Origin of the sequence: Parabacteroides faecis (assembly GCF_014647375.1) — a bacterium.
Classification (GTDB): Bacteria; Bacteroidota; Bacteroidia; order Bacteroidales; family Tannerellaceae; genus Parabacteroides; species Parabacteroides faecis.
In genome coordinates this window covers 595,381-618,350 of sequence record NZ_BMPB01000001.1, presented here as the reverse complement: position 1 = coordinate 618,350, position 22,970 = coordinate 595,381, and the positions used below count along the sequence as shown (strand labels likewise).

At 38.3% G+C, this 22,970-nt stretch carries 18 protein-coding genes and 1 pseudogene; 11 read left to right on the top strand and 8 right to left on the bottom strand.

Annotated elements, in window-relative coordinates:
* The first annotated feature begins 436 nt into the window (after window positions 1-436).
* Window positions 437-895: a hypothetical protein gene (locus IEY67_RS01945; RefSeq protein ID WP_183670162.1), complete on the top strand. Its 459-nt coding sequence runs from the start codon at window positions 437-439 to the stop codon at window positions 893-895.
* A gap of 162 nt (window positions 896-1,057) precedes the next feature.
* Window positions 1,058-1,459, top strand: a complete 402-nt coding sequence (locus IEY67_RS25365; RefSeq protein WP_308425738.1) for a DUF6804 family protein — start codon at window positions 1,058-1,060, stop codon at window positions 1,457-1,459.
* Between the two features lie 119 nt (window positions 1,460-1,578).
* Here the strand turns inward: IEY67_RS25365 and IEY67_RS25500 are convergent.
* Both IEY67_RS25500 and IEY67_RS25305 read right to left on the bottom strand, forming a co-directional pair.
* Window positions 1,579-1,689: pseudogene (locus IEY67_RS25500) on the bottom strand (hypothetical protein); the annotation flags it as partial.
* A 116-nt stretch (window positions 1,690-1,805) separates the two neighbouring features.
* Window positions 1,806-1,928, bottom strand: a complete 123-nt coding sequence (locus IEY67_RS25305; RefSeq protein WP_262889861.1) for a hypothetical protein — start codon at window positions 1,926-1,928, stop codon at window positions 1,806-1,808.
* A 152-nt stretch (window positions 1,929-2,080) separates the two neighbouring features.
* Here IEY67_RS25305 and IEY67_RS01940 point away from each other — a divergent pair, with 152 nt between their 5' ends.
* The 5 genes from IEY67_RS01940 to porZ all read left to right on the top strand — a co-directional run bounded on the left by IEY67_RS01940 (window position 2,081) and on the right by porZ (window position 9,409).
* The gene (locus tag IEY67_RS01940; protein ID WP_183670164.1) at window positions 2,081-2,647 is read left to right on the top strand and encodes an ORF6N domain-containing protein; all 567 of its coding nucleotides are present in this window, start codon (window positions 2,081-2,083) and stop codon (window positions 2,645-2,647) included.
* 63 nt (window positions 2,648-2,710) lie between these two features.
* Complete coding sequence (gene leuS, locus IEY67_RS01935; RefSeq protein ID WP_183670166.1) at window positions 2,711-5,548, top strand: leucine--tRNA ligase; 2,838 nt, start codon at window positions 2,711-2,713, stop codon at window positions 5,546-5,548.
* Window positions 5,548-6,429, top strand: a complete 882-nt coding sequence (locus tag IEY67_RS01930; protein ID WP_183670169.1) for a YitT family protein — start codon at window positions 5,548-5,550, stop codon at window positions 6,427-6,429. Before leuS ends, IEY67_RS01930 begins: the two co-directional genes overlap by 1 nt.
* An 82-nt stretch (window positions 6,430-6,511) precedes the next feature.
* Window positions 6,512-7,093, top strand: a complete 582-nt coding sequence (locus tag IEY67_RS01925) for a non-canonical purine NTP diphosphatase (RefSeq protein WP_183670170.1) — start codon at window positions 6,512-6,514, stop codon at window positions 7,091-7,093.
* Between the two features lie 3 nt (window positions 7,094-7,096).
* Window positions 7,097-9,409 carry a type IX secretion system anionic LPS delivery protein PorZ gene (gene porZ / locus IEY67_RS01920; RefSeq protein WP_183670172.1) on the top strand — a complete coding sequence of 771 codons (2,313 nt, stop codon included), beginning with the start codon at window positions 7,097-7,099 and terminating at the stop codon, window positions 9,407-9,409.
* Window positions 9,410-9,475: 66 nt separating this feature from the next.
* On the opposite strand, the gene nadA is transcribed toward porZ, so the two are convergent.
* A complete protein-coding gene (gene nadA, locus IEY67_RS01915) occupies window positions 9,476-10,462 on the bottom strand; it encodes a quinolinate synthase NadA (RefSeq protein ID WP_122374686.1) in 987 nt (328 codons plus the stop codon).
* A gap of 1,057 nt (window positions 10,463-11,519) precedes the next feature.
* Here nadA and IEY67_RS01910 point away from each other — a divergent pair.
* Entirely contained in the window at window positions 11,520-12,050 is a 531-nt protein-coding gene (locus tag IEY67_RS01910; protein ID WP_122374687.1) for an RNA methyltransferase, read from the top strand.
* Here the strand turns inward: IEY67_RS01910 and IEY67_RS01905 are convergent.
* A complete protein-coding gene (locus tag IEY67_RS01905) occupies window positions 12,042-12,647 on the bottom strand; it encodes a DUF4294 domain-containing protein (protein ID WP_122374688.1) in 606 nt (201 codons plus the stop codon). The two genes, IEY67_RS01910 and IEY67_RS01905, sit on opposite strands and share 9 nt — an antisense overlap.
* 220 nt (window positions 12,648-12,867) lie before the next feature.
* On the opposite strand from IEY67_RS01905, the gene IEY67_RS01900 reads away from it, so the two are divergent.
* Window positions 12,868-13,677 (top strand): hypothetical protein, encoded by an 810-nt coding sequence (locus tag IEY67_RS01900; RefSeq protein WP_122374689.1) that lies wholly within the window; start codon window positions 12,868-12,870, stop codon window positions 13,675-13,677.
* A gap of 13 nt (window positions 13,678-13,690) precedes the next feature.
* Window positions 13,691-15,754, top strand: a complete 2,064-nt coding sequence (locus tag IEY67_RS01895) for a helix-hairpin-helix domain-containing protein (protein ID WP_183670174.1) — start codon at window positions 13,691-13,693, stop codon at window positions 15,752-15,754.
* Between the two features lie 9 nt (window positions 15,755-15,763).
* On the opposite strand, the gene IEY67_RS01890 is transcribed toward IEY67_RS01895, so the two are convergent.
* Both IEY67_RS01890 and IEY67_RS01885 read right to left on the bottom strand, forming a co-directional pair.
* Window positions 15,764-16,657 carry a DUF1574 family protein gene (locus tag IEY67_RS01890; RefSeq protein WP_183670176.1) on the bottom strand — a complete coding sequence of 298 codons (894 nt, stop codon included), beginning with the start codon at window positions 16,655-16,657 and terminating at the stop codon, window positions 15,764-15,766.
* Window positions 16,658-16,662: 5 nt separating this feature from the next.
* Window positions 16,663-18,102, bottom strand: a complete 1,440-nt coding sequence (locus IEY67_RS01885; RefSeq protein WP_183670588.1) for an MBOAT family O-acyltransferase — start codon at window positions 18,100-18,102, stop codon at window positions 16,663-16,665.
* A gap of 443 nt (window positions 18,103-18,545) precedes the next feature.
* Between IEY67_RS01885 and IEY67_RS01880 the strand changes: the two genes are divergently transcribed.
* Window positions 18,546-19,325 (top strand): radical SAM protein, encoded by a 780-nt coding sequence (locus IEY67_RS01880; RefSeq protein ID WP_183670178.1) that lies wholly within the window; start codon window positions 18,546-18,548, stop codon window positions 19,323-19,325.
* Window positions 19,326-19,327: 2 nt separating this feature from the next.
* Here IEY67_RS01880 and IEY67_RS01875 read toward each other — a convergent pair whose 3' ends face one another.
* Together IEY67_RS01875 and IEY67_RS01870 are read right to left on the bottom strand one after the other, a co-directional pair.
* Complete coding sequence (locus IEY67_RS01875; protein WP_183670181.1) at window positions 19,328-21,811, bottom strand: T9SS type A sorting domain-containing protein; 2,484 nt, start codon at window positions 21,809-21,811, stop codon at window positions 19,328-19,330.
* On the bottom strand, window positions 21,811-22,914 hold the full coding sequence (locus tag IEY67_RS01870; RefSeq protein ID WP_183670183.1) for an acyltransferase family protein: 1,104 nt from the start codon (window positions 22,912-22,914) through the stop codon (window positions 21,811-21,813). Before IEY67_RS01870 ends, IEY67_RS01875 begins: the two co-directional genes overlap by 1 nt.
* Window positions 22,915-22,970: the final 56 nt, after the last annotated feature.

Genomic DNA, 22,970 nt, shown 5'->3' with positions numbered 1-22,970 from the left:
TTGTGCTTAGAAAACAAAAGTTTAGACGGCAGAAAAACAAATAAACATTTAACTCTTAAGCATTTATCCTCCTACTATATTTCCTCGCAAAAAAAGTGAGTGTCATTTTATTTCCGGACGTTAAAAATAAGACGGAATAGACTGATATTTCGTTTTTTTCTGTATTTTTACAACCGGATCAAGGAGACTTGTCCAGACATATTAAGAAATTAAAGAAGCGTTATGCTTATTTCTTGCGAATGAAAACCTAGGAAATTTTCAAAGCGAACAAGAATAGCATGGTGGTTCTCACGCTATAGCGTGGGCTGCTATTACTACATCTGTTCGCAAAGGTTTTCCTAGGACCTTCATTCAAAGACGTGGCATTGCAGTTCCACGCTTCGTATTTTATAAAAGTCTACTAAGGGACTGGGGAGACATAAATAATAATACTTTTATGGGACTATTAGATTTATTCCGAAAAAAGACGAGTGATAATCCTGTTGTAGATTTGTATAGTGATTTAACGAGAGAACAGAGATATTCTATCATGCAATTGTATTCTCTTTTCAATGTGACTTGCTTCGAAAACCTCGAGAACAGCAAGATTTCATATGGGATTCTAATGACAGCAAGTAACGACTTGGGAGTAACTATTCAACAAGCTAATAAATATTTTGAGACACATGGACAATTTGTGAATCTCATGGTGCAAATGCGTTCCATCAACGACAAATCAATACTCGATATTCTTCTTTTAGATTATATGAAAATGATAGCACTTAGTAATGAAGAAAAAAGGGTTCAACGCTGCGAATTGATCACAAATATATATGAAGAATTGGGGTATACTGAAGATGATATCATAGAGAGAATCGAAAAAGCCGCAGCTATGGCGGGAATGTTTAATCTATAATTACAAAAATCATGATTATAAGAATCCTTATCCAAGTTGTCGTGATGTGTTTCATCAGTTGGCTATTATGTGACATCGAACCCTACGAGAAATATTCTTGGTACTCAGGTATCTGGCACGGATTATTTTTACCAGTAAACTTCATCCGAAGTTTAATATTTGATGATGTATTATATCAGGCTGCACGTCATACTACCGCCTATTCCGTTTTTTACTGGATATTTGGAGTCTTTTCCATCTTATCATTTGTTTTCGGCAATGGTAGAAAAGAATAAGATAACCCTGTTAATATTGGCAATAGCCTTGCTGATATGTTTAGCTCCTATGCCTTACGGCTATTATATGCTGATAAGATATGCCGCTACTATTCTGTTTGGTATAATGGCCTATGATTATTTTCAAAATAGACAAAAAAAATTATATGTCACGTGCCTTGCATTGGCGTTACTGTTTCAGCCTATTCTGAAAATACCGTTCGGACGTGAAGTTTGGAATTTAATAGATGTAGTCGTCGCTATATTCTTACTTTGGCTTTTCTTTAGAAAGAAAGAGACGAATATTTAATAAAACTTACTTAACAGAGAAAGTATTCACAATTATAAAATATGTAAAGCCTCGTAGACTATATTAATAAATCTACGAGACTTTACACTCCATATGTGTATTCAGTAATTCCTAATCTCTCACTTTCCTGCGATAATCTTCCGTATCTCGCTTAACTTGTTCAATGCTTCGATCGGAGTAAGATTGTTGACATCGAGATTCTTGATTTCGTCGCGTACCTGACTTAATACAGTAACTTACGTAGCAAACCTATAGATTGAAGACCTGTGAAAATCGAAGCAAATGGAAAACGTAAATTCTCGGCATCCGACCAAACCAGTGTCAATCCTGATTCCGAAGCTTTTGTCTACAGAGAATTACTTTTCAGGAAACCGAGAGCTACGCTCTTCGCCTGTTTCACATCAATAGGTTCAGCACTTATCGACATTGTCAACAAGGCGATAAAGAAAATAAAAGTATATCTTCCCATTACTCGTCATTTTTTAGTTTAAACTTAGTTTGCGCTTATCAGAGGTTTGATTGAGGATGAATGAACCATTAAAATAAGTATATCAAAATCTTCTGATAAATAAATATTATTCATACATTTAGCCACTTATTAATCACCAAAATTTATAAACTATGAATTTACAGGTAATACAAAACAAAATTTATGAGATCAGAGGACAAAAAATTATGTTAGATTTTGATCTTGCAGAGTTATATAGTATTGAAACCAAAGTTCTAAAACAAGCTGTAAAACGTAATATAAAACGATTTGAAGATGAGGACTTTATGTTTGAACTTTCTAAAGAGGAACTTTCAAGGTCACAAATTGTGACCTTGAACAAAGGAAGAGGAAAAAACTTCAAATACATGCCTTTCGCTTTCACCGAATTAGGTGTAGCCATGTTATCTTCAGTATTAAATAGTGACATTGCTATAGAAATAAACCGTAACATTATGCGTGCCTTCGTCCAAATGAGAAAACAACTGATTGCAAACTACGATCAGTCACCAACTAATAAGAAACTATCAGAACTGGAGCAGCAAGTCAAGTTTCTTCAGGAAGACATTGAAAGTCTCAGTAAAGATCATGAAAACTACGAGCAACATTTTGACGATATCTATCTTGCCCTGGCAGAACTTGCTACAAAAAATAAAGAAAAGCCAGGTAACTCCCAACCGAAAATAGGTTATGTGAAGTAAAACTAAATAAATTGACTAACTTTGTGGCTTTAAACTGAAAACGATATAAAACGATTAAATATTATGGAGTACAATTTCAGAGAAATTGAGAAAAAATGGCACGAATACTGGATTGCCAATGGGGTTTATAAAGTGAAGGAGAATAAAGATAAACCCAAATACTACGTGTTGGATATGTTTCCTTACCCATCAGGAGCTGGACTACATGTTGGTCATCCGCTCGGTTACATTGCTTCTGATATTTATTCCCGTTTCAAACGCTTGCAGGGTTTCAATGTTTTACACCCGATGGGATACGATGCTTATGGTCTGCCAGCAGAACAGTATGCTATCCAAACCGGACAACATCCTGAGGTAACTACGAAACAAAATATCGCCCGTTACCGCGAGCAAATGGATAAGATAGGTTTCAGCTATGACTGGAGTCGCGAAATCCGTACCTGCGACCCGGAATATTATCACTGGACACAATGGGCATTTATCAAAATGTTCAACAGTTATTATTGCAACGACGAAAAGAAAGCATTACCCATCGAAAGCCTGATCGAAGCATTTGAAACAACAGGTACGGAAGGTCTGAATGTTGCCTGCGGAGAAGAAATGCAATTCACCGCTGAAGAATGGAAAGCTAAGAGCGATAAAGAAAAACAAGCTATACTGTTGAATTACCGAATCGCTTACCTGGGTGACACAATGGTCAACTGGTGTTCCGAACTGGGAACCGTACTGGCCAACGATGAAGTAGTGAACGGTGTTTCCGAACGTGGCGGTTTCCCTGTAGAACAGAAAATGATGCGTCAGTGGTGCCTGCGTGTATCTGCTTACGCCCAGCGTTTACTGGACGGACTGGACACCATCGATTGGACGGACTCTCTGAAAGATACACAACGCAACTGGATCGGCCGCAGCGAAGGAGCTGAAATCCTGTTCAAAGTGAAAGATAGCGATATAGAATTTACCATCTTTACGACTCGTGCGGATACCATGTTCGGCGTAACTTTCATGGTGTTAGCTCCTGAAAGCGAATTGGTTGGACAATTAACAACACCCGAACAAAAGCAAGTTGTCGATGCTTACCTGGATCGTACCAAGAAACGTACGGAACGTGAACGTATTGCCGACCGTTCTGTGACTGGTGTATTCAGTGGTTCATACGCTATCAACCCGTTTACAGGTGATGCAGTACCTGTCTGGATCAGCGATTATGTATTGGCTGGCTATGGAACAGGGGCTATCATGGCAGTTCCGGCACACGATAGCCGTGACTATGCGTTTGCAAAACATTTCAATCTGCCTATCATCCCGTTAATCGAAGGCTGCGATGTTAGCGAAGAAAGTTTCGATGCTAAAGAAGGTATTGTCTGCAATTCTCCGAGACCCGATGTTACTCCTTACTGCGATTTATCATTAAACGGTCTGACGGTAAAAGAAGCAATCGCTGCTACCAAGAAATATGTATCGGATCATAAGTTAGGACGAGTAAAGATAAACTATCGTTTACGTGATGCTATTTTCAGCCGCCAGCGTTATTGGGGCGAACCGTTCCCGGTATATTATGATGCGGACGGAATGCCTCAGATGTTACCTTTCGAAGCATTGCCGTTACAACTGCCGGAAGTGGATAAATTCCTGCCGACTGCTACAGGTGAACCTCCGTTAGGACATGCAACCAAATGGGCCTGGGATTCCGTAAAGAAAGAAGTAGTCGAAACGCCCCAAATAGATAACAAAACCATTTTCCCATTAGAACTTTGTACTATGCCGGGATTCGCAGGTTCCTCTGCTTATTATCTGCGCTATATGGATCCGCATAATGACAAAGGATTGGTAGACAAACAGATAAATGAATACTGGCATAATGTAGACCTGTATATCGGTGGTACTGAACATGCTACTGGTCACTTGATCTATAGCCGTTTCTGGAATAAATTCCTGTATGATATGGGAGTTATCTGTGAAGAAGAACCGTTCCAGAAGCTGATTAACCAGGGTATGATCCAGGGACGTTCCAATTTTGTATATCGCATAAAGGATACCAATACATTCGCTTCACTGAACCTGAAAGACCAGTATGAGGTTACTCCTATCCACGTGGATGTGAACATCGTAAACAACGATATCCTGGATGTCGAAGCTTTCAAGAACTGGCGTCCGGAATATAACAACGCAGAGTTCATCCTGGAAGACGGTAAATATATCTGCGGATGGGCTGTTGAAAAGATGTCAAAATCCATGTTCAACGTAGTAAACCCGGATATGATCGTTGAAAAGTATGGTGCCGACACATTACGTCTGTATGAAATGTTCTTAGGGCCGCTGGAACAATCCAAACCCTGGGATACGAATGGTATCGACGGTGTTCACCGTTTCTTGAAAAAGCTTTGGGCTTTGTTCTACGGAAATACCGACAGCCTGCAGATAACAGATGCAGAACCGACAGCCGAAGAATTAAAATCATTACACAAACTGATCAAGAAAGTTACATTCGATATCGAGCATTTCTCTTATAATACTTCTATCAGTGCTTTCATGATCTGTATCAATGAATTAAGCAGTCTGAAATGCAATAAACGTGCAATCCTGGAACAATTGATCATTCTGTTGGCTCCGTTTGCACCTCATACTGCAGAAGAGTTATGGCATGAATGTGGTCATACGACTACAGTTTGCGATGCTCAATGGCCTCAGCACAACGAAGAGTATCTGAAAGAAAACTCAGTTACTTACGCTATCTCATTCAACGGAAAAGCCCGTTTCAGTATGGAACTTCCAGCTGACATGCCCCGTGAAGAGGTTGAAAAGGCAGCTCTCAACCACGAAAGTTCCGCTAAGTGGACGGAAGGCAAGACTCCTAAAAAGATCATTGTCGTTCCGGGTAAGATCGTTAATATCGTTATTTGATGAGAACGGCTCAGTTTTATAAAGTTTATTATTCAGTACAGGATTATCTGATGATCTTGTTCGGAACCTTATTATATGGTTTCGGATTCAATGCATTCATCCTGTCTAATGAAATTGTCACCGGTGGTGTAAGCGGTATCTGTGCACTGATATTCTTTGCCACCGGCGGTGCAATACCGGTATCGGTTTCATACTTTGTTATCAATGTAGTCTTACTATTAGCTGCTCTGAAGATCCTGGGATTCAAATTCCTTATCAAAACAATCTTCGGAGTATTCTCGCTTTCCGCTTCGCTGTCATTCTTTGAATGGTTATTGAAAGGCAATCCTATATTGCACGATCAACCATTTATGGCGATCATGATCGGGGCACTCCTCTGCGGAGCCGGGTTAGGATTGGTATTTTCAGCAAACGGAAGTACCGGAGGAACGGATATTATCGGAGCGATTGTCAATAAATATAAGAATATATCTATTGGACGTGCACTGCTATTCTGCGACTTTTTCATTATCAGCTCTTCCTTTTTCCTCTTCCACAATGTGGATAAAATCGTTTTCGGTTTTGTTGAAATGATAATCAGCAACTATGTTCTTGACATGGTTTTGAATGGAAACCGTCAATCGGTACAGTTCCTCATATTCTCCCAAAAGTATGATGAAATAGCCGAGAGGATCATCCACGATCTGGACAGAGGATGTACCATATTGGACGGTGTAGGAGGTTATTCCAGAAAACCGGTAAAAGTAGTCGTACTACTGGCAAAAAAGTCAGAATCGGTATCTATCTTCCGTCTGGTAAAACAGATTGACCACCAGGCTTTCATTTCCCAAAGCATTGTCCGGGGAGTTTACGGAGAAGGTTTCGATCAGATAAAAACTTAAAATATTATTCAAACAATTAAAAGCACTTCCATACGTTATATATATCGTACAGAAGTGCTTTTTTATTTAGATATTCACACATATGAAACTCGTATTCGCAACAAATAACCAACATAAGTTGGATGAAGTACAAAAAATAACAGCCGGTCATACAGAAATAGTAAGCTTGGCCGCCATCGATTGCCATGATGATATACCGGAAACAGCTGCTACCCTGGAAGGTAATGCTCTTCAGAAAGCTCGTTATATCAAAGAAAAATTCGGTTATGACTGTTTTGCTGACGATACCGGCCTTGAAGTGGAAGCTTTAAACAATGCTCCCGGCGTATATTCTGCACGATATGCCGGTCCGGGACATGATTCAGAAGCTAATATGAAAAAGCTCCTTCAGGAAATGAACGGTAAAGAAAACCGGAAAGCCCGTTTCCGTACTGTTATAGCACTTATCCTGAATAATAAGGAATATCTGTTTGAAGGGGTCGTTAACGGCCAGATAACGAAAGAAAAGCGCGGAACAAGCGGATTCGGATATGATCCTGTCTTTATGCCGGATAATTATACGGAAACATTTGCCGAAATGGGTAATGACATAAAGAATACAATCAGTCACCGGGCGGAAGCTGTAAAAAAATTGAATGCTTTCTTATCCACATTATCAGAATAAATTATGAAAAGAATAATATATACTCTTCTATTATTATGCATAGTAATATTTAATACTTCAGCTCAGAAAAGTGTAGGAGAATGGAGTACTTATCTGGCATATTATACGACAACTAAGATCGCCGAAGCAAATAATCATGTGTATGCAGTAGCAGATGGATCTCTTTACAGTTATAACAAAGAAGATAATAGTATAACTCATTATTCAAAACAAACAGGATTAAGTGATAGCGATATAAACTTTATCATTTTCAATCCTGAAGTAAATACACTATTAATTACATATAGTAATGGAAATATCGATCTGTTAAGTGATTCCGGTATTTACAATTTATCCTATTTACTCGATAATTCAAATATAACAGATAAAACTATAAATAACATCTATCTTAATAAAGAACTAGCTTATTTATCTACCAATTTCGGAATCATAGTCTTAAATATGGCCAAAAAAGAAATCAAAGATACATATAAGCTAAATAAAAAAGTATATTCTGTCGTTATCGATACCGATCATATTTATGCTGCCACTGCTGCCGGATTAATTTTTGCTTCTTTGGATAGTAATTTACTGGATTATAATGAATGGAAAAACTATACATTATCTTCTTCTGAATTTGGTACGGAAAGTATTCGTCAAATAGGTTTATTTAAGAATAATCTCTGTTTCCTTGCCGATCCCAGTGATAAAAGCAAGACAGGAATTTATTATCAGGAATCAAACGGAACTGTAAAAAACCTATTAAAAAATAGGGATTTAAAACAGATGGTTATTCAAAATAACAAACTGATAACTTACACCTATTCCGAATTATATATTTATTCATCCTTTACCGATAGAGATGTCGTGAATGCAGTAGTTATTAACGATATTGCATCTCTTAAAGATCCCAACACTTTCTGGATCGCTTCGGGTACCAACGGGATAAAAGGAATAAGAAAAAATAATAATCAATACGAAATTATACTGGAAAATACCAACGATAACACCAAATATCCTAAAAGAAACTATAATTATTTCATGACAATGCACGAAAATAAATTATTAGTAGCCGGAGGAGGACGTGGAACTGATCGTTGGGGAAGAGCCGGTACTTTAATGGAATATGAGGATGGGAAATGGTATAATTTTAATGAAAACGAGGTAAACAATAAATTCAGAAGAGTAAGAGATTATACGGGAATAGCTGTTGATCCGAAAGATCCTGAACACTATTTTATTTCTTCTTACGGAGAAGGTATAGTCGAAATTAAAAATAATGAAGTCGTACAATTATATGACCATACGAACAGTGCATTAACTCCGATTACTTACATACCAGGACTCAACCCTTTGGATTATGTCCGTATAGGAGGTGTTACTTTCGATAAAGAAGGCAATTTATGGGCCACTAACTGTGAAGTAACGGATGCACTTAAAGTACTGAAAACCGACGGAACCTGGGCCAGCTTCGGATTTAGTGATTTCACCAATGCCCATAAAGTAGATAAAATAACTATCACTTCCAACAACCGTAAATGGATCAACGCCGACGAAGGTATCCTCATTTTTGATGATAAAGGGACCATAGATGATAAAAGTGATGATGAATCCCGTTTATATGAAACATTTAGCGATACGAACGGAACCATCGATGCCAGCGGATATTATTGTGTAACGGAAGATAAAAACGGTCATGTCTGGATTGGGACCTCCAGAGGTCCGATCGTTTGTACCAATCCGGGAAACAATATAAACAATATATCCGCATCCCGTATTGTTAGAACAAACGATAACGGAGAACCTTATTATCTATTGGATGGTGAAAAGATCAATGCCATCGCTGTCGACGGAGGCAACCGGAAATGGATTGCAACAAACAGTTCCGGGATTTTCCTGGTCAGTGAAGACGGTATGGAAACAATATCCAACTTTACTACTGCCAATTCCCCTCTTCCGTCCAACCAGATAAATTCATTAACTATTAACCAGTTTACCGGAGAAGTCTTTATCGGTACTGAAAAAGGACTGGTATCCTACATAACCGATGCTACAGAAGGCAATGAAGATTATTCGGATATATATGCTTATCCCAATCCTGTCCGCCCCGAACATAACGACCGTGTAACCATCGTCGGGCTTATGAACGATTCAAACGTAAAAATAACAGATATAAGGGGTAATATCATTTACCAGGGCAAATCTGCCGGTGGAACATTCACCTGGGATTGTCGTAAAAGAGGCGGAAGCCGTGTTGCTACCGGAATCTACCTGGTGTTAGCAGCTACACCGGAAGCCAAAGAAAGCGTAGTTACCAAAATAATGGTCGTAAAATAAACCGACCTGTCAAATAATCGACAAAGTAAAAGCCGGAGATATTTAAGTATTCTCCGGCTTCTTATATCATAAACCTAACTTTTCTGATATTTCCAACATTTTCCGAATCGGTTTGATAGCCTTCTTTTGTACTTCTTCATCAACAAATATCTCCGGCATTTCATATTTCAGGCAGTTATAAAGCTTCTCCATTGTATTCAACCGCATGAAATTACATTCGTTACATGCACAGGTACTGTCATTAGGAGGAGCCGGTATAAACTCTTTATCCGGACTCTTTTTCCTCATTTCATGAATAACGCCGCTTTCCGTCGCTACAATGAACTGTTTCTTCTCAGACTTGATAGTGTGCTTCAAAAGTGCAGCAGTCGATCCTACGAAGTCTGAAACCTGTATTACGGGTTGTTTACATTCCGGGTGCGTAATCACTTCCGCATTCGGGTACTGTTTTTTCAATTCCAGTATCTTTTCCAGTGAAAACTGTTCATGTACGTGACAAGCTCCGTTCCAAAGCAGCATATTACGTCTGGTGATACTATTTATATAATTTCCGAGGTTACGGTCCGGACCAAAGATCATCTTTGTCTCTTCCGGGAAACTTTCAACGATCTGGCGGGCATTCGTAGAAGTTACCACCACATCTGTAACCGCTTTCACTGCTGCTGTCGTATTCACATAAGAAATGACCACATGACCGGGATGCTGTTTTACAAATTCGGCAAATTCGGGAGCAGGACAGCTATCTGCCAGCGAACAACCGGCATTCAGATCAGGAACCAACACTTTTTTATCCGGACAAAGTATCTTTGCCGTTTCACCCATGAAATGAACACCGCACAACACAATGATATCCGCTGTCGTTTTAGCCGCCCACTGGGCCAATGCCAGGCTATCGCCTACATAATCAGCTATATCCTGTATATCACCTGTCTGATAATAATGGGCAAGAATAACCACATTCTTTTCTTTACGCAACTTATCGATAGCTTCCTTCAGATCGATATCTTTCGGAACCGGTGCGTCCATATACCCAATCGATTGATTTGTCAACATAGTATATCTATTATATTATTCCTGGTTTCAATAGTCTATCAACAAGGTTATCATCAATCTTTATTATTGATATTCTTACTATTAGTATATTTATTAACATCTTGTTGATAATTTGCAAAGGTAAAAACTTTATTCGTTCCCGCCAGAAAAACAAAAGCAAAACTTAGTCGTCCGGCAACAAAAAGGTATAAATTATTTACCTTACTTTATAGGGGCGAGCAGAGAGTTTGTCATACCTAATTATCAAATAGTTATCCTTAAAAACGGTTACAACCAGGGGTAAAAACATACTACTTTAGCCTTTGTGTTTGTCACCATTAACATTTGTATACATCCAGCAGGTAGAAGAGTAAGTTATCACCGGGATGATATTGAAACGTCACCTCGGTGTTGATGGCACGTCACCGGGATGACAATATTCAAAAGTAATAGCTTTTATCATTAAAACCTATTGCTTTTATGTTTAAAGTCTATTATCTTTGACCTTAGCTATAGGTATCTTCGGACAACCTCACGGAAGTTTAGGCTATCGCTATTTACTATCTCGACGCAAGTCGCTCGAAACATATCCGCCGTATCCGGCCATTCCTTTTTAGTTATCCACAATTATATATTATATTCTTATTAATCTTTAATTAAAAAATAAAATATGATGAATATGATATCCTGTTGAAACAGTTAATACATTTCTGTTACAATATTTGCTCGGAGAGTTATTAAAGTATATGAACTGCTTATTAAAAGGATACCAACATATGAAATGATATATTAATAACTGGATATCTTTATGTTACAGACTTTATCAGTTTTATGTTGATAACTGCAGTTGTGTAAAAGTTTATATCTGTGGATGGTTGTTGAAACGTGTATAACCCTTGTTAATAGCTCGTAATAAATAATAGGTTATTATTGTTGCATAATTGAAACAAGGGGGAGTATAACGAAGAATCTGAATAATGCAAGAACTTTTTTTCATTTTATGTTCACGACTTATCAATACCTTTTCAACGGCATATCCACATTAATTAGCTACTTTTGCAGGCAAAGAAAAGTAGTTATGCGTAAACTGAAAATAACAGAAATGAACCGCCTCACTCCCGAGGCTTTCAAGGAAAGTAAAAAGATACCCTTAATTGTTGTGCTTGACCATGTTAGAAGCCTGAACAATGTCGGTTCAGTTTTTCGTACTTCCGATGCATTCCGGGTGGAAGCTATTTATTTATGCGGTATTACGGCTTGTCCCCCTCATGCAGAGATACACAAGACTGCTTTAGGAGCTGAAGAAACTGTCGATTGGAGATATTTTAAAGATACACAGGAGGCTGTTGATAACCTGAAGCAACAAGGGTATATTGTATGTGCGGTCGAACAGGCTGTAGGTAGTACTATGTTGGATAAATTGCTGTTAGACAAGGATAAAAAATATGCAGTTGTGATGGGAAACGAAGTCAAAGGTGTTCAACAATCTGTTGTTGATAACTGTGATATGTGTATTGAAATACCTCAATACGGAACAAAACATTCGTTGAATGTGTCGGTAACGACCGGTATCATTATCTGGGATTTTTTTAAACAGTTGTCAGATTAATCCTCTTTCAACCAGAATAACGACCCGTTCCGTCATGGCATCTTTTCCTTTCGGGTCATATTCAGATTTCAGGCTGGCTCCGAACATACCGGCAAACAGGTTCCAGAAGCCTGCCCTGAAACTACCCAGATAAGCTTTCAACAGGTTATAACTAGACTGGTTACATTCCCTGTCAATCAGTTTAATAAGTAGTTTACCCTGCGAGAAGGTCAGCTTTTTCAACTCCGGTTTATATTCTTTGAACAAATCTTTTTCCATCCGTTTCAGATGGGCTTGCCGGGCTTTTTCATCAGGAAGTGTTTCCATATATTCATACGTTTCGATCAACGTCTCATACACCATTTTGGCGTATGGTAATGTGCGTTTAACGTCCCGGACCAGCTTATTATATTTTTCCTGTTCACGTTTATTTTTGAAGCGCACCTGCGGAAATATGAAGACTTCCTGCAGATTAACGACAGGAACGGTATCTTTCCCGTCGATGTACGCTCTTTGTACACCTTCGGGAAGTATATTTATTTTCAGCTTCTGTGCCTGGCTCCCAACTGCACAGAATAGAAATAAAATAAGGATTTTATACCATCTCTTCTTTGTCATAGTCTACAAAAGTAGGTGATTTACCAATAGCCTGTGCTGCTTTTACAGAATTTGACTTATTATACGGAAATGATAATTTAGTTGTTAATAAGTTGTCAACTCGATAAGAATCATTATATTTGCTTCGATTCTGATAATAACAAAACCGGTAACTATGAATATTGGATAGCCTTTTTGTATTGGAAGAATATTTTAATTAACAACCAAACATATCTTATCTATGAAACGATTAGTTTTATTATGCTTCCTGTTGGAGATCTCTTCCTGTTTGTATGCTGTTGATAACCTCCGTATACCCGATATCCGCTGTATGGGAATGGGTACTTACGGTGTAACTAACTCTTTGTTATTCAATCCTGCTGTGGTCGGTCTGGAGAGTTCCGGATCTGTTGATATCAATTACTTTAATTATTATGGATTGAAAGAATTGGGAATGGTGAATATGGCATTCAGTTATCCGAACAACTTACTTTCTGCAGGTGTTAATATCTCTTCTTTCGGTTACGATCAATATAGAGAAAGTATGTTCCGGATATTTCTGGGGAAATTGCTTACTGAAAAGTGGATCGTAGGTATCAGTATCCAGTACACATTTCTGCAGGCCAAATTATTGAAAGAAAACCCACAATACTTGTCCGCAGATGTTGGTATCCTGTTTATTCCGGTTGAAAAGCTGTTGATTGGTATGTTAATACAGAATTTACCTTCTGTTGAGATTCGAAAAAAGGATATTGATATAGAATCTATTATCTCTTATTCGTTACAAATAGGTTTTCAATGGGAGATTATTAAAAACCTGTTGATAGTTGGAAATGCGGAGACGGATAAACAAACTACTTTATCGGGTCGTATCGGCATAGAATACCAATTAATCGATCATTTTTATATACGTACCGGAATAAAAGTGACTCCACTCCTACCCACTTTGGGAATCGGATATCGGTTATCCGGCTTTGTAGTCGATGTGGCCGCTCATTATCATCCGGTGTTAGGAGTAAGTACCGGTATTGGATTAAAGTATTGTTTCTAACCTGATAATAACTATGAAAAGATTGTGGATAACCCTGTTGGTATATCTGTTGATAAACAGTTATAACCTTAATAGTCAGAATATATATTCTGTTGATAAGTGGATGGAATATATGGAAGAACTGACTTCTGAAACGGAGGATGAGGCCCGGATTGAAAACCTATATACAGATCTCTCCTACTTGACGGAACATCCTTTTGAGCTGAATAGTGTCACTGAAAATGAACTGAAACGTTTGCCTTTTCTGTCCGACCAACAAATAACCAGTCTGTTGACATATCGTACAAAATATGGAAAACTGGTCACTCTTTATGAATTAAAGAATATGGAAGGAATGGATTTCGATACTATTTCCCTGTTGCTTCCATTTGTTTATATTGGAGATATATCGGTTAATAAACGTCCTTTCTCTGTTAAAAACTTGTTGAAGTATGGTTCTAATGAATTGCAAATCAGATATGATAAATGTTTTCAACAGAAAAAAGGATATTGTTCATATCCGGATAGTATTTTGCAGCAATATCCCAACCGGAAATATCTGGGCGAACCATTTTATCATCATCTACGCTATTCGTATGCGTTTGATGACAGACTGCAACTGGGAGTAGTAGCAGAAAAAGACGCCGGTGAACCGTTTTGGAACTCTTATCACAAAGGGTATGATTTCTATTCGATACATCTTTTTTTCAAGGATATGAATAAGTGGTTGAAAAGTCTGGCTATAGGTGACTATAAGATATCTTTCGGACAAGGTCTGGTTATCAGTAATGATTTTACACCCGGGCGTAGTTCGATCGTGGCACAAGCTGAAAGACGAACGAATGGTTTTCGTCGTCACTTTTCAACAAACGAGAATGATTACTTTCGCGGAATGGCGTCTACTGTAGCCTTGAAACAGTTCTATATCAGTCTGTTCTATTCTTACCGGAAATTAGATGCCGGTGTTGATAACAATGAAGTAAGTTCATTTAAAACAGACGGTTTACACCGTTTGGAACGTGATTGGGAAAAGAAACATATTATTCCTATGCAGACATATGGTGGAAACGTGCGTTATGAAAATTCCAATTTTTCGGTTGGGATAACAGCCCTGTCCTACTCTTTCGGAAAATATCGGATACAACCTGATCCGAAGCCTTATAATCTGTTTTATTTTAGGGGGAACGATAATATCAACATGAGCGTTGATTATATGTTGAAAACTAAAAAAGTAAAGTTTTACGGCGAGACGGCCATATCTTCCAATAAGGCAGTCGCCACACTGAATGCCTTTCAGTTAACGCCTGTTTCTTATTTGTCATTACTGGTATTGCACCGTTATTATGACAGGAAATACCAGGCCTTTTTCGGGAACGCGTTCGGTCAGAACTCTTCCATACAGAACGAACAAGGAGTTTATGCTGGTATGCAATGGACGCCATTTGCCCATTTCAAGTTGTTCATGTATGCTGACGTGTTCCGTTTTCCCTGGTTAAAATATGGTGTGGATGCTCCTTCTTCGGGGCAGGAATATATGGTTCAACTGGATGCTGATCCGGGTAAAAATTTTGCATGGTATTTACGTTATAAGTATAGGAAAAAAGAAAAGAATCGGACATTGGAAAATGAATCGACATTAAATATCCTGCCCTATTCACAACAACGTTTCAGATTACAGTTTTTATATGGTATACGATCGGTATGGATATTGAAAACATCTGCCGACTGTGTTTATTATGATGAATGGAAAGGGAAACGCAGTCTTGGATGGATGATTTCACAAGGGGCAGGCTGGAAACCGTCTAACCTTCCGTTTCAGTCGGATATTTATATGGCATATTTTCATACGGACGATTATTACAGTCGTATTAATTCGTATGAGAAGAATATTCTGTATGCTTTCAATATGCCTTCTTTTTATGGAAAAGGGATCAGGTTATCTTTATCTTTTCGATGGAACATACTGGATAAATTATCCCTTTCTGCTAAGCTGGGACATACTTATTATGCTGATCGTAATGTGATCGGTACAGATCAGGAGGAGATAGAAGGACATAACAAAACAGATTTATATGCACTTCTGCGGTATAAGTTTTAAAATATGATTTTATAACTCTGTTTTTAAGATATAGTCGATGCTATCTTTCAACATTTTGGTAAACTTTTCAGCTCCTTGTTTTGATAAATGGTCACCATCTTTGAAATCGATATCATCGAATCTGTCATCTTTCAGAAAATTGAGATAGAGGATATTTGGGTAGTTATCCACTTTTTCTTTTGCTGTAGAAAACAGTAAATCGAGTTGTTGTTCATTCAGATGTTCATAATAACTGGGATAGGTCGGCGTAGTGACAAGGATTAATTTGATCTGTTTACTCTCACAGAACCGGATTATTTTATCCAAAAATATAAGGTTTTCAGCTACACTTTCCCGGTTATTTAATGTATGTCGTTTAGCTGCTTTTATGCCGCTTATTCCTAAATTTTCAATTGAAGAATTATTGACTATGAATCCCGACGGAGAATATTGTGAAGTGTTTCCTTTTAAGTATTCTTTTATTTTTTCGTAAGTAATGCTACTCGTGATTTCTACACTATATTTATATTTATCATATCCCATATAAATACCGTAATATTTTAAACGGGATTTGTCTGTATAATCCATCCTATCCTGAAGTGTACAATACGAGAAAGAAAGGATGACATACTTTAACTCCGTATATATTTCTTCGTACTTGGTCAGTATGAAATAATCGCGTTCCAGATCTTGTGAAGAATTTGCAAAATTAAAAGCCTTATGAGTGAGAAAAAAAGGATCGATCCCTGACATACAATGTGAATTACCCAATATGAGCGTATTTAAGCTATCCGCATGTTGTAACATCCATTCGTTTTTATATTTGTAAGTATTAGGGATCTGTCTGATTGCATATTCCAATAAGGCGAATATGATCAGGAGAGGAATAAAGAAAACAATCAATTGTTTTATAAACTTCTTCATAACGTTCAGAATTGAAAGTAAATAAAATCAGCAGGTGTACCTTGTAAAAAGACGATTATAAATATCAGTATATAATAGATACTCCACCGGACCACGGGCGATTTAATCTCCTTGTTTATTTGTAAACCATGCTCTTTCTCCCGTTGTATCCATTCTATGGCAAGTAAGAATAAACAGTATATCAAAGCTCTCTTGCCATGAGGAAAAGATATGTCTAGTAAGGAAGAAGAAAAAAGACGGGACAGATAGTCGGCTGCTTCACCTATATTATCTGCCCGGAAAATGATCCATCCGATAAGAACAAAGAAACATGTGGTGAGTACTTGTACTGCTTCTTTCAAAGAGGGTAAAAACTTACCTTCTGCTACAATCGTTTGAGTATATCTTCTGTTTCGTTTGAGTAACAGAAGAGGAATAAAGAGGCAGGCATGATAAATTCCCCATACAATGAACGTCCAGTTTGCTCCATGCCAAAGTCCGCTGATAATGAATATAATAAACGTATTTCGAATCACTTTTGCTTTTTTACAGCGGCTCCCTCCCAAAGGAACATAGACATAATCACGAAACCAGGTACTTAATGAAATATGCCAGCGTCTCCAAAATTCAGATATATCTCTTGAAAAATAAGGATAATTGAAATTCTTCATCAAGTCGATCCCAAATAATCGGGAACACCCGATAGCAATATCCGAATAACCTGAAAAATCTCCGTATATCTGGAAAGTAAATAAAATGGCTCCCAGTAAAAGAGTAAAACTGCTCTGATACTGATAACTGCTCCATATCTCATTGACTGCTACCGCACAATTGTCGGCTATTATCATCTTCTTGAAAAAACCCCATAACATCTGCTGGCAACCGTCTATTGCCTTATGATAATCGAATGTCCGCCGTTTATAAAACTGAGGTAATAAGTTGGTCGCTCTTTCTATAGGACCTGCCACCAGTTGTGGAAAGAAACTGACAAAAGCAAAAAAGGCAACCGGATCATGACAGGCTGATATTTTCTTTTGATATACGTCGATGCTGTAACTTAATGCCTGCAGCGTGTAAAAACTTATGCCGACAGGAAGAAGTATATCCAATGTGATCCAGTCTGGTTCGAAACCTAACGTATGTAATACTGTTTTCAAATTAGCACTGAAGAAGTTGAAATACTTGAAAGTACCTAAAATACCTATGTTAAGTAAAATGTTGATCGCATTGATTATCTTTTGTTTTTTACGGTTTCCTGCGGCTTGTTCGATAAGAAGCCCGCTGATAAAACAAAAAGAGCTGGTCAATATGATCAGGGAAAGAAAACGTATGTCCCACCAACCATAGAATATATAGCTTACAATTATGACAAAAAAGTTTTGCCACTTTATATTTTTATTTGCCAGCCAATATAGTGTGAATACGACCGGCAGGAAAATGATAAACTCTATAGAATTGAATAACACAATAATATAATATTGCTGTCCCCAATTCCCCGAAGTGACAGTTAATAAGAATGAAAGCATAGGAACTGACCGGGTTCATTGCTGTCTCAATAATTCTTTCATAATTTATAATACATAGTCATTGCACTAATATATACATGACTTGTTTATGAATAAACAAATGTAAAATACTAGTGAGTAAAAATACTATAAACTATGAAATATAAATTGAAAAGAATAAAGCCAGATGCTTTCTGTAATAGATAGAGTATTGCTATATAACGGCCACCCATCCAATTGCAAAAATAATAAAATATAGTTTTATAACCTGTATAATCAAAAATAAATTGTGTATGGATAAGACAATGTGTTAAGCTCTTTTGTAGCTTTGTGTCCATAATTCAAGAAATATGACTGCGTTCTTTGTTATATGGAGAACCTATAGATAAAAAACATATATAGTTATGTCAACAATTCTTTTTGATAAAATAGTATTCGGTCCGATACATAGTCGGCGTCTGGGTGTTTCTTTGGGTATGAACCTGCTTCCTGTGGACGGCAAGCTTTGTTCTTTCGACTGTATTTACTGTGAATGCGGTTTGAATGGGGAACGTCGTACGCATACTAAATTACCGGTTCGTGAAGAGGTAAAAGCTGCTTTGGAAGAAAAGTTATCAGTGATGCAGACGGAAGGTATTGCTCCTGATGTGATCACTTTTGCCGGTAACGGTGAACCGACCATGCATCCGGAATTCGAAGGTATCATTGAAGATACGATCGCCATCCGTGACCGTTTCTTTCCGAACGCCAAGATTGCCGTTTTATCTAATTCGACGATGCTTCATAAAGAAGGTGTGTTCCGGGCATTAAATAAGATCGAAGATAATATACTTAAACTCGATTCTGTACTCGATAGCCGGATACGGCAATTGAATGTTCCGAATTCTCCCTCCTTTACATTCGATCGGTTGCTGGAACAATTATGCCGTTTCAAAGGGAATTTGATTATCCAGACCATGTTCCTCCGGGGCGAACTGAACGGTGAACCGGTCGATAACACGACTGAAGTAGAAATAAACGGCTGGCTTGAAGCATTGAAGAAAATAAAACCGAAACAAGTTATGATCTATACCATCGACCGTGAAACTCCTTTGAAAGGTCTCAAAAAAGTTTCCGGAGAAGCATTGGATGCAATAGCAGACCGGGCACGGAAAGCTGGTTTTGATGTGACGGTTTCATATTGATTCTATTGTTTAATACCCCGGATTGTTCGGACAGCTTTATCCGTGATCAGTTTGAAGAAATAAACTCCCTGCGGCATGGTTTGGACATCTATCCATTCTGCCGGGTCGTTTACTTTCCGAATCATTTTTCCGTCAGTAGAATAAATCTCTATGTTTTTGATTTGCCTGTAATTCTTTATCTGGATCCGATCTTTGAATACAGTTGGATAAATGTTGATATCATCCGTAGCCGATATGTTTTCAGAACTTACGGTTACTTCTGATGCCGCTTTAGTCGCTTTACTCTCTTTTAAGTCATAAAGAGCTGAAACACTGTAGGTATGTATACCTGCAGTGACATTCTTGTCTGTAAATTGGAGTGTAGAAGCCGGAACAGTTACGAGTTTTTCCTGGTTTTTATAGATAGTATATCCTGTGATAACAGGGAAAGCTGCGATGGATTCTGTTGAGGCAGATCGGAGATCCGCTAATTCGCCATATTCCGAAGTGACAGTGGCGGATATGATAAAATTATTATCATTTTCTTCATCTTTCAAATATTCCCACTGGTTTCCGTCGAACGATAACAGATTTCCTTTTCCATGAATAGCCGGTCCTTTGTCTATATAAGCTGGTCCGTTACTTCTACTGTATTTTCTCGCATATATGGAAATAATCAGTTCCTGACTGGCATCGATCACATATGGAGTTTTTAATTGTATCGTATTCGATCTGTTAGCTGTCGTAGAGCCGACTTCCTGCTGATAGATCCGTTCTCCCTGTTTGATATATATGGCATAGTAAACATTAACAGCAGGAATGAATTTTACATTCGTCAGTTTCTTGTTGTGGATATTTATCAGGTCTTTCGGTTCCCAACGCTGACCGAAATAGAAAGGAGTACTTTGATATCCCACGTGTGTGTATGCATTTTGTGTTCCCCACCCTATTGTTTTCGTATATAGAGGGGCGTTCCATTGTACAAGAACATGGTTGGAAGGTGAAACTTCAGCAGTAACATCTATTGGTGATTTGTAATTGATCAAATTTCCTTCTTCTCCGGTCTGCGCCAGACCTGGAAGTTCGGTAACACCGGTATTCAACGGATCCAGCCAGATATCCATACGACCGGTATTCCTCTTGCTGTATTGGTCCCAATGGTAAGAAAATTTACCGTATAGATTATTGCCGTTTGTCAGGCGACAGCTTGAATTTCCTCCGCTTAATGTTCCGACAATTTGTTTATTCTCATTGAAAAGAGGTGAACCGGAAGAGCCGCCTTCCGTGACGCTATGGCCATTGAGGGTTTTATCGAAAATTACGTTCCAATGTCCGTCGGGGATTCCGGTTGTAAATGTATTATCTATCCAGGTCGCTGTCCTTACCGGTCGATCGCCGAAAGTGGATATTTTCATATAATCGCCTGAAGGATGATGGATATTAACTCCTGATGAGGGAGCAATATCACTCCTGTTCCACCCGTTGAAATAAACATTATAACTCTCAGGTATCTTGTTATTCAGCAATAATAATAACCCGTCGGAACCACCTTCTATCGGGATACTTGCGATGTGGCTACAGCCTACCATTGTTTTGTAGTCGGTAGCGGGAGAAGAAGTTTCACATCCGGTCTGTTCAAAATGAAAATAAAACATCCATTGGTTGAAATCTTCTACCGAAGCTATTTTATCGTTATCATAATTTTTCATGCAGTGATAAGCAGACAAAATATAAGGTTTCATATCTTTGGCTGTATTATTTATCAGAGAACCGGAACAAAGGAGCCCGGCGCCACCTACCTTTTCAACCATTTGACAAACTCCGTTCTTTTCATTCTGCCATTCCTCCCCTTCCTCACAGTTGATATTTACCATACAGGAACTGGAAGTTCCCGGACCTGTGCTTCGTAAATTCCCGGATATAGTCAGATGATTGTATCCATATCCTACCTGATTGATAATTATTCCGGCTTTTTCACCGGAAACAGGCGGTTCATATTCGATCGTAAGATCATCCCCTGCCACAAATTCCGTTGCAAAAGCTTTTCCTCCCGGATTGGTCTGTGAAGTATAAGCTCCCAGTAATTGAGTTTTGTCGGCATTATAAATAAATAATTTTCCTCCTTCAGGAATATAAAACGCATTATAATAGAGCATTAATGCAATTGCCCCTTTTGCCTGCAGACGTAGTTGCCATATTTCTTTTCCATTGGGCAAGGTGAGCCATTGTCCGTCAGTATCCATATTCAAATCCGTATCTATTAAAGTGGAAACAGTCAGAGGGGCTCCCTGGCTTACCCGCCATTCATCGACAGCGATCAAATCTTCCACACTGAAGTTGACAGGTATCCGAACAACCGGCTGTTCACTTTTCAACATGTTTTGATAGTTGAAACTAAGCGGTTTTCCTCCTTCGCTTATCTGTGATTTTCCTTCACCTGCATACAACAGGAAGAACGAAATGATACTTATACAGAAACAATGCCGGAATAGCTTGATACGATTCATTATAGTTTTATATAGATATGTTTCTTATATAACCAATATCCCGGTATCCAGTTCAGTATGACAAAGAGAATTGCCCATACCAGTGAACCTCCGAAATTACCGAATAAGGGTGCCAGTACATCTGAATAAACATAAGATGTTATTCCGCATTTATCGAGTATGACAGCGAAAATAGCTCCCTGCACATAAAGATATAACGGGTTGATACCGAAAGACTCGAAAAATAACGACCATTTCTTTTTACCATTGATATCGATGATCCAGATAAGAAGAGCAAGGAATAATGAACCGAATCCGCAGGTTGTTAAAACGAATGTGCTGCTCCATAATTTTTTATTGATCGGACAACCGTAACTGAACAGGAATCCCAGGAAAAGAATGATTGTTCCGAATATAAACAGATTGCGGATGACCAGTTCGTTATTTTTTTTACTGTCCAGAATAATCTTACCGGCATAAAAGCCCAGCAGAACATGTCCGATACTTCCCAGACAACTTAACAATCCTTCAGGATCGAAAGCGATACGTGTTCCGTCTGCCAGATAATCATGGTACATATGTGTATTACCGAACAGGAAACGGTCTGCTATGGCTATAATATTATCTTCCGATAATGTCGTGCTTCCTGTAAAAGCAAGAAGCATCCAGTAAACGATCAGAATACCGGCGGCTGTTTGTAAAATGTATTTGTGGTTGATGGCGAGTCCGATCAGCGAACCGGCACCATAAGCCAGTGCGAGGCGTTGCATTACTCCCAGGATACGAAGATTCTCAAAATGAGAAAATCCGTTATAACAGATATGTGAGAATATATTCAGTCCGAGTCCGACCAGAAAGATAAGCACGGTTCGTTTCAGTACTTTTGTAACGCTTTCTTTGGAGAGTTTGAAGTTATATTTTCGTAAGGAAAAGAACATGGATACTCCCATAATGAACATAAAGAACGGGAATACCAGATCGGTTGGTGTTAAACCGTTCCATGATGCGTGGCGGAGTGGTGCATACACATAATCCCAGGTTCCCGGATTGTTCACCATGATCATTCCTGCGATAGTAATGCCTCTCATCACATCTAGTGAGAGTAACCTTCCTGATTGTGCCATAACTTAGATTTTTAGGTTGTAAGATACAAATGTAAGTAAAAATCAACAGGGTTATA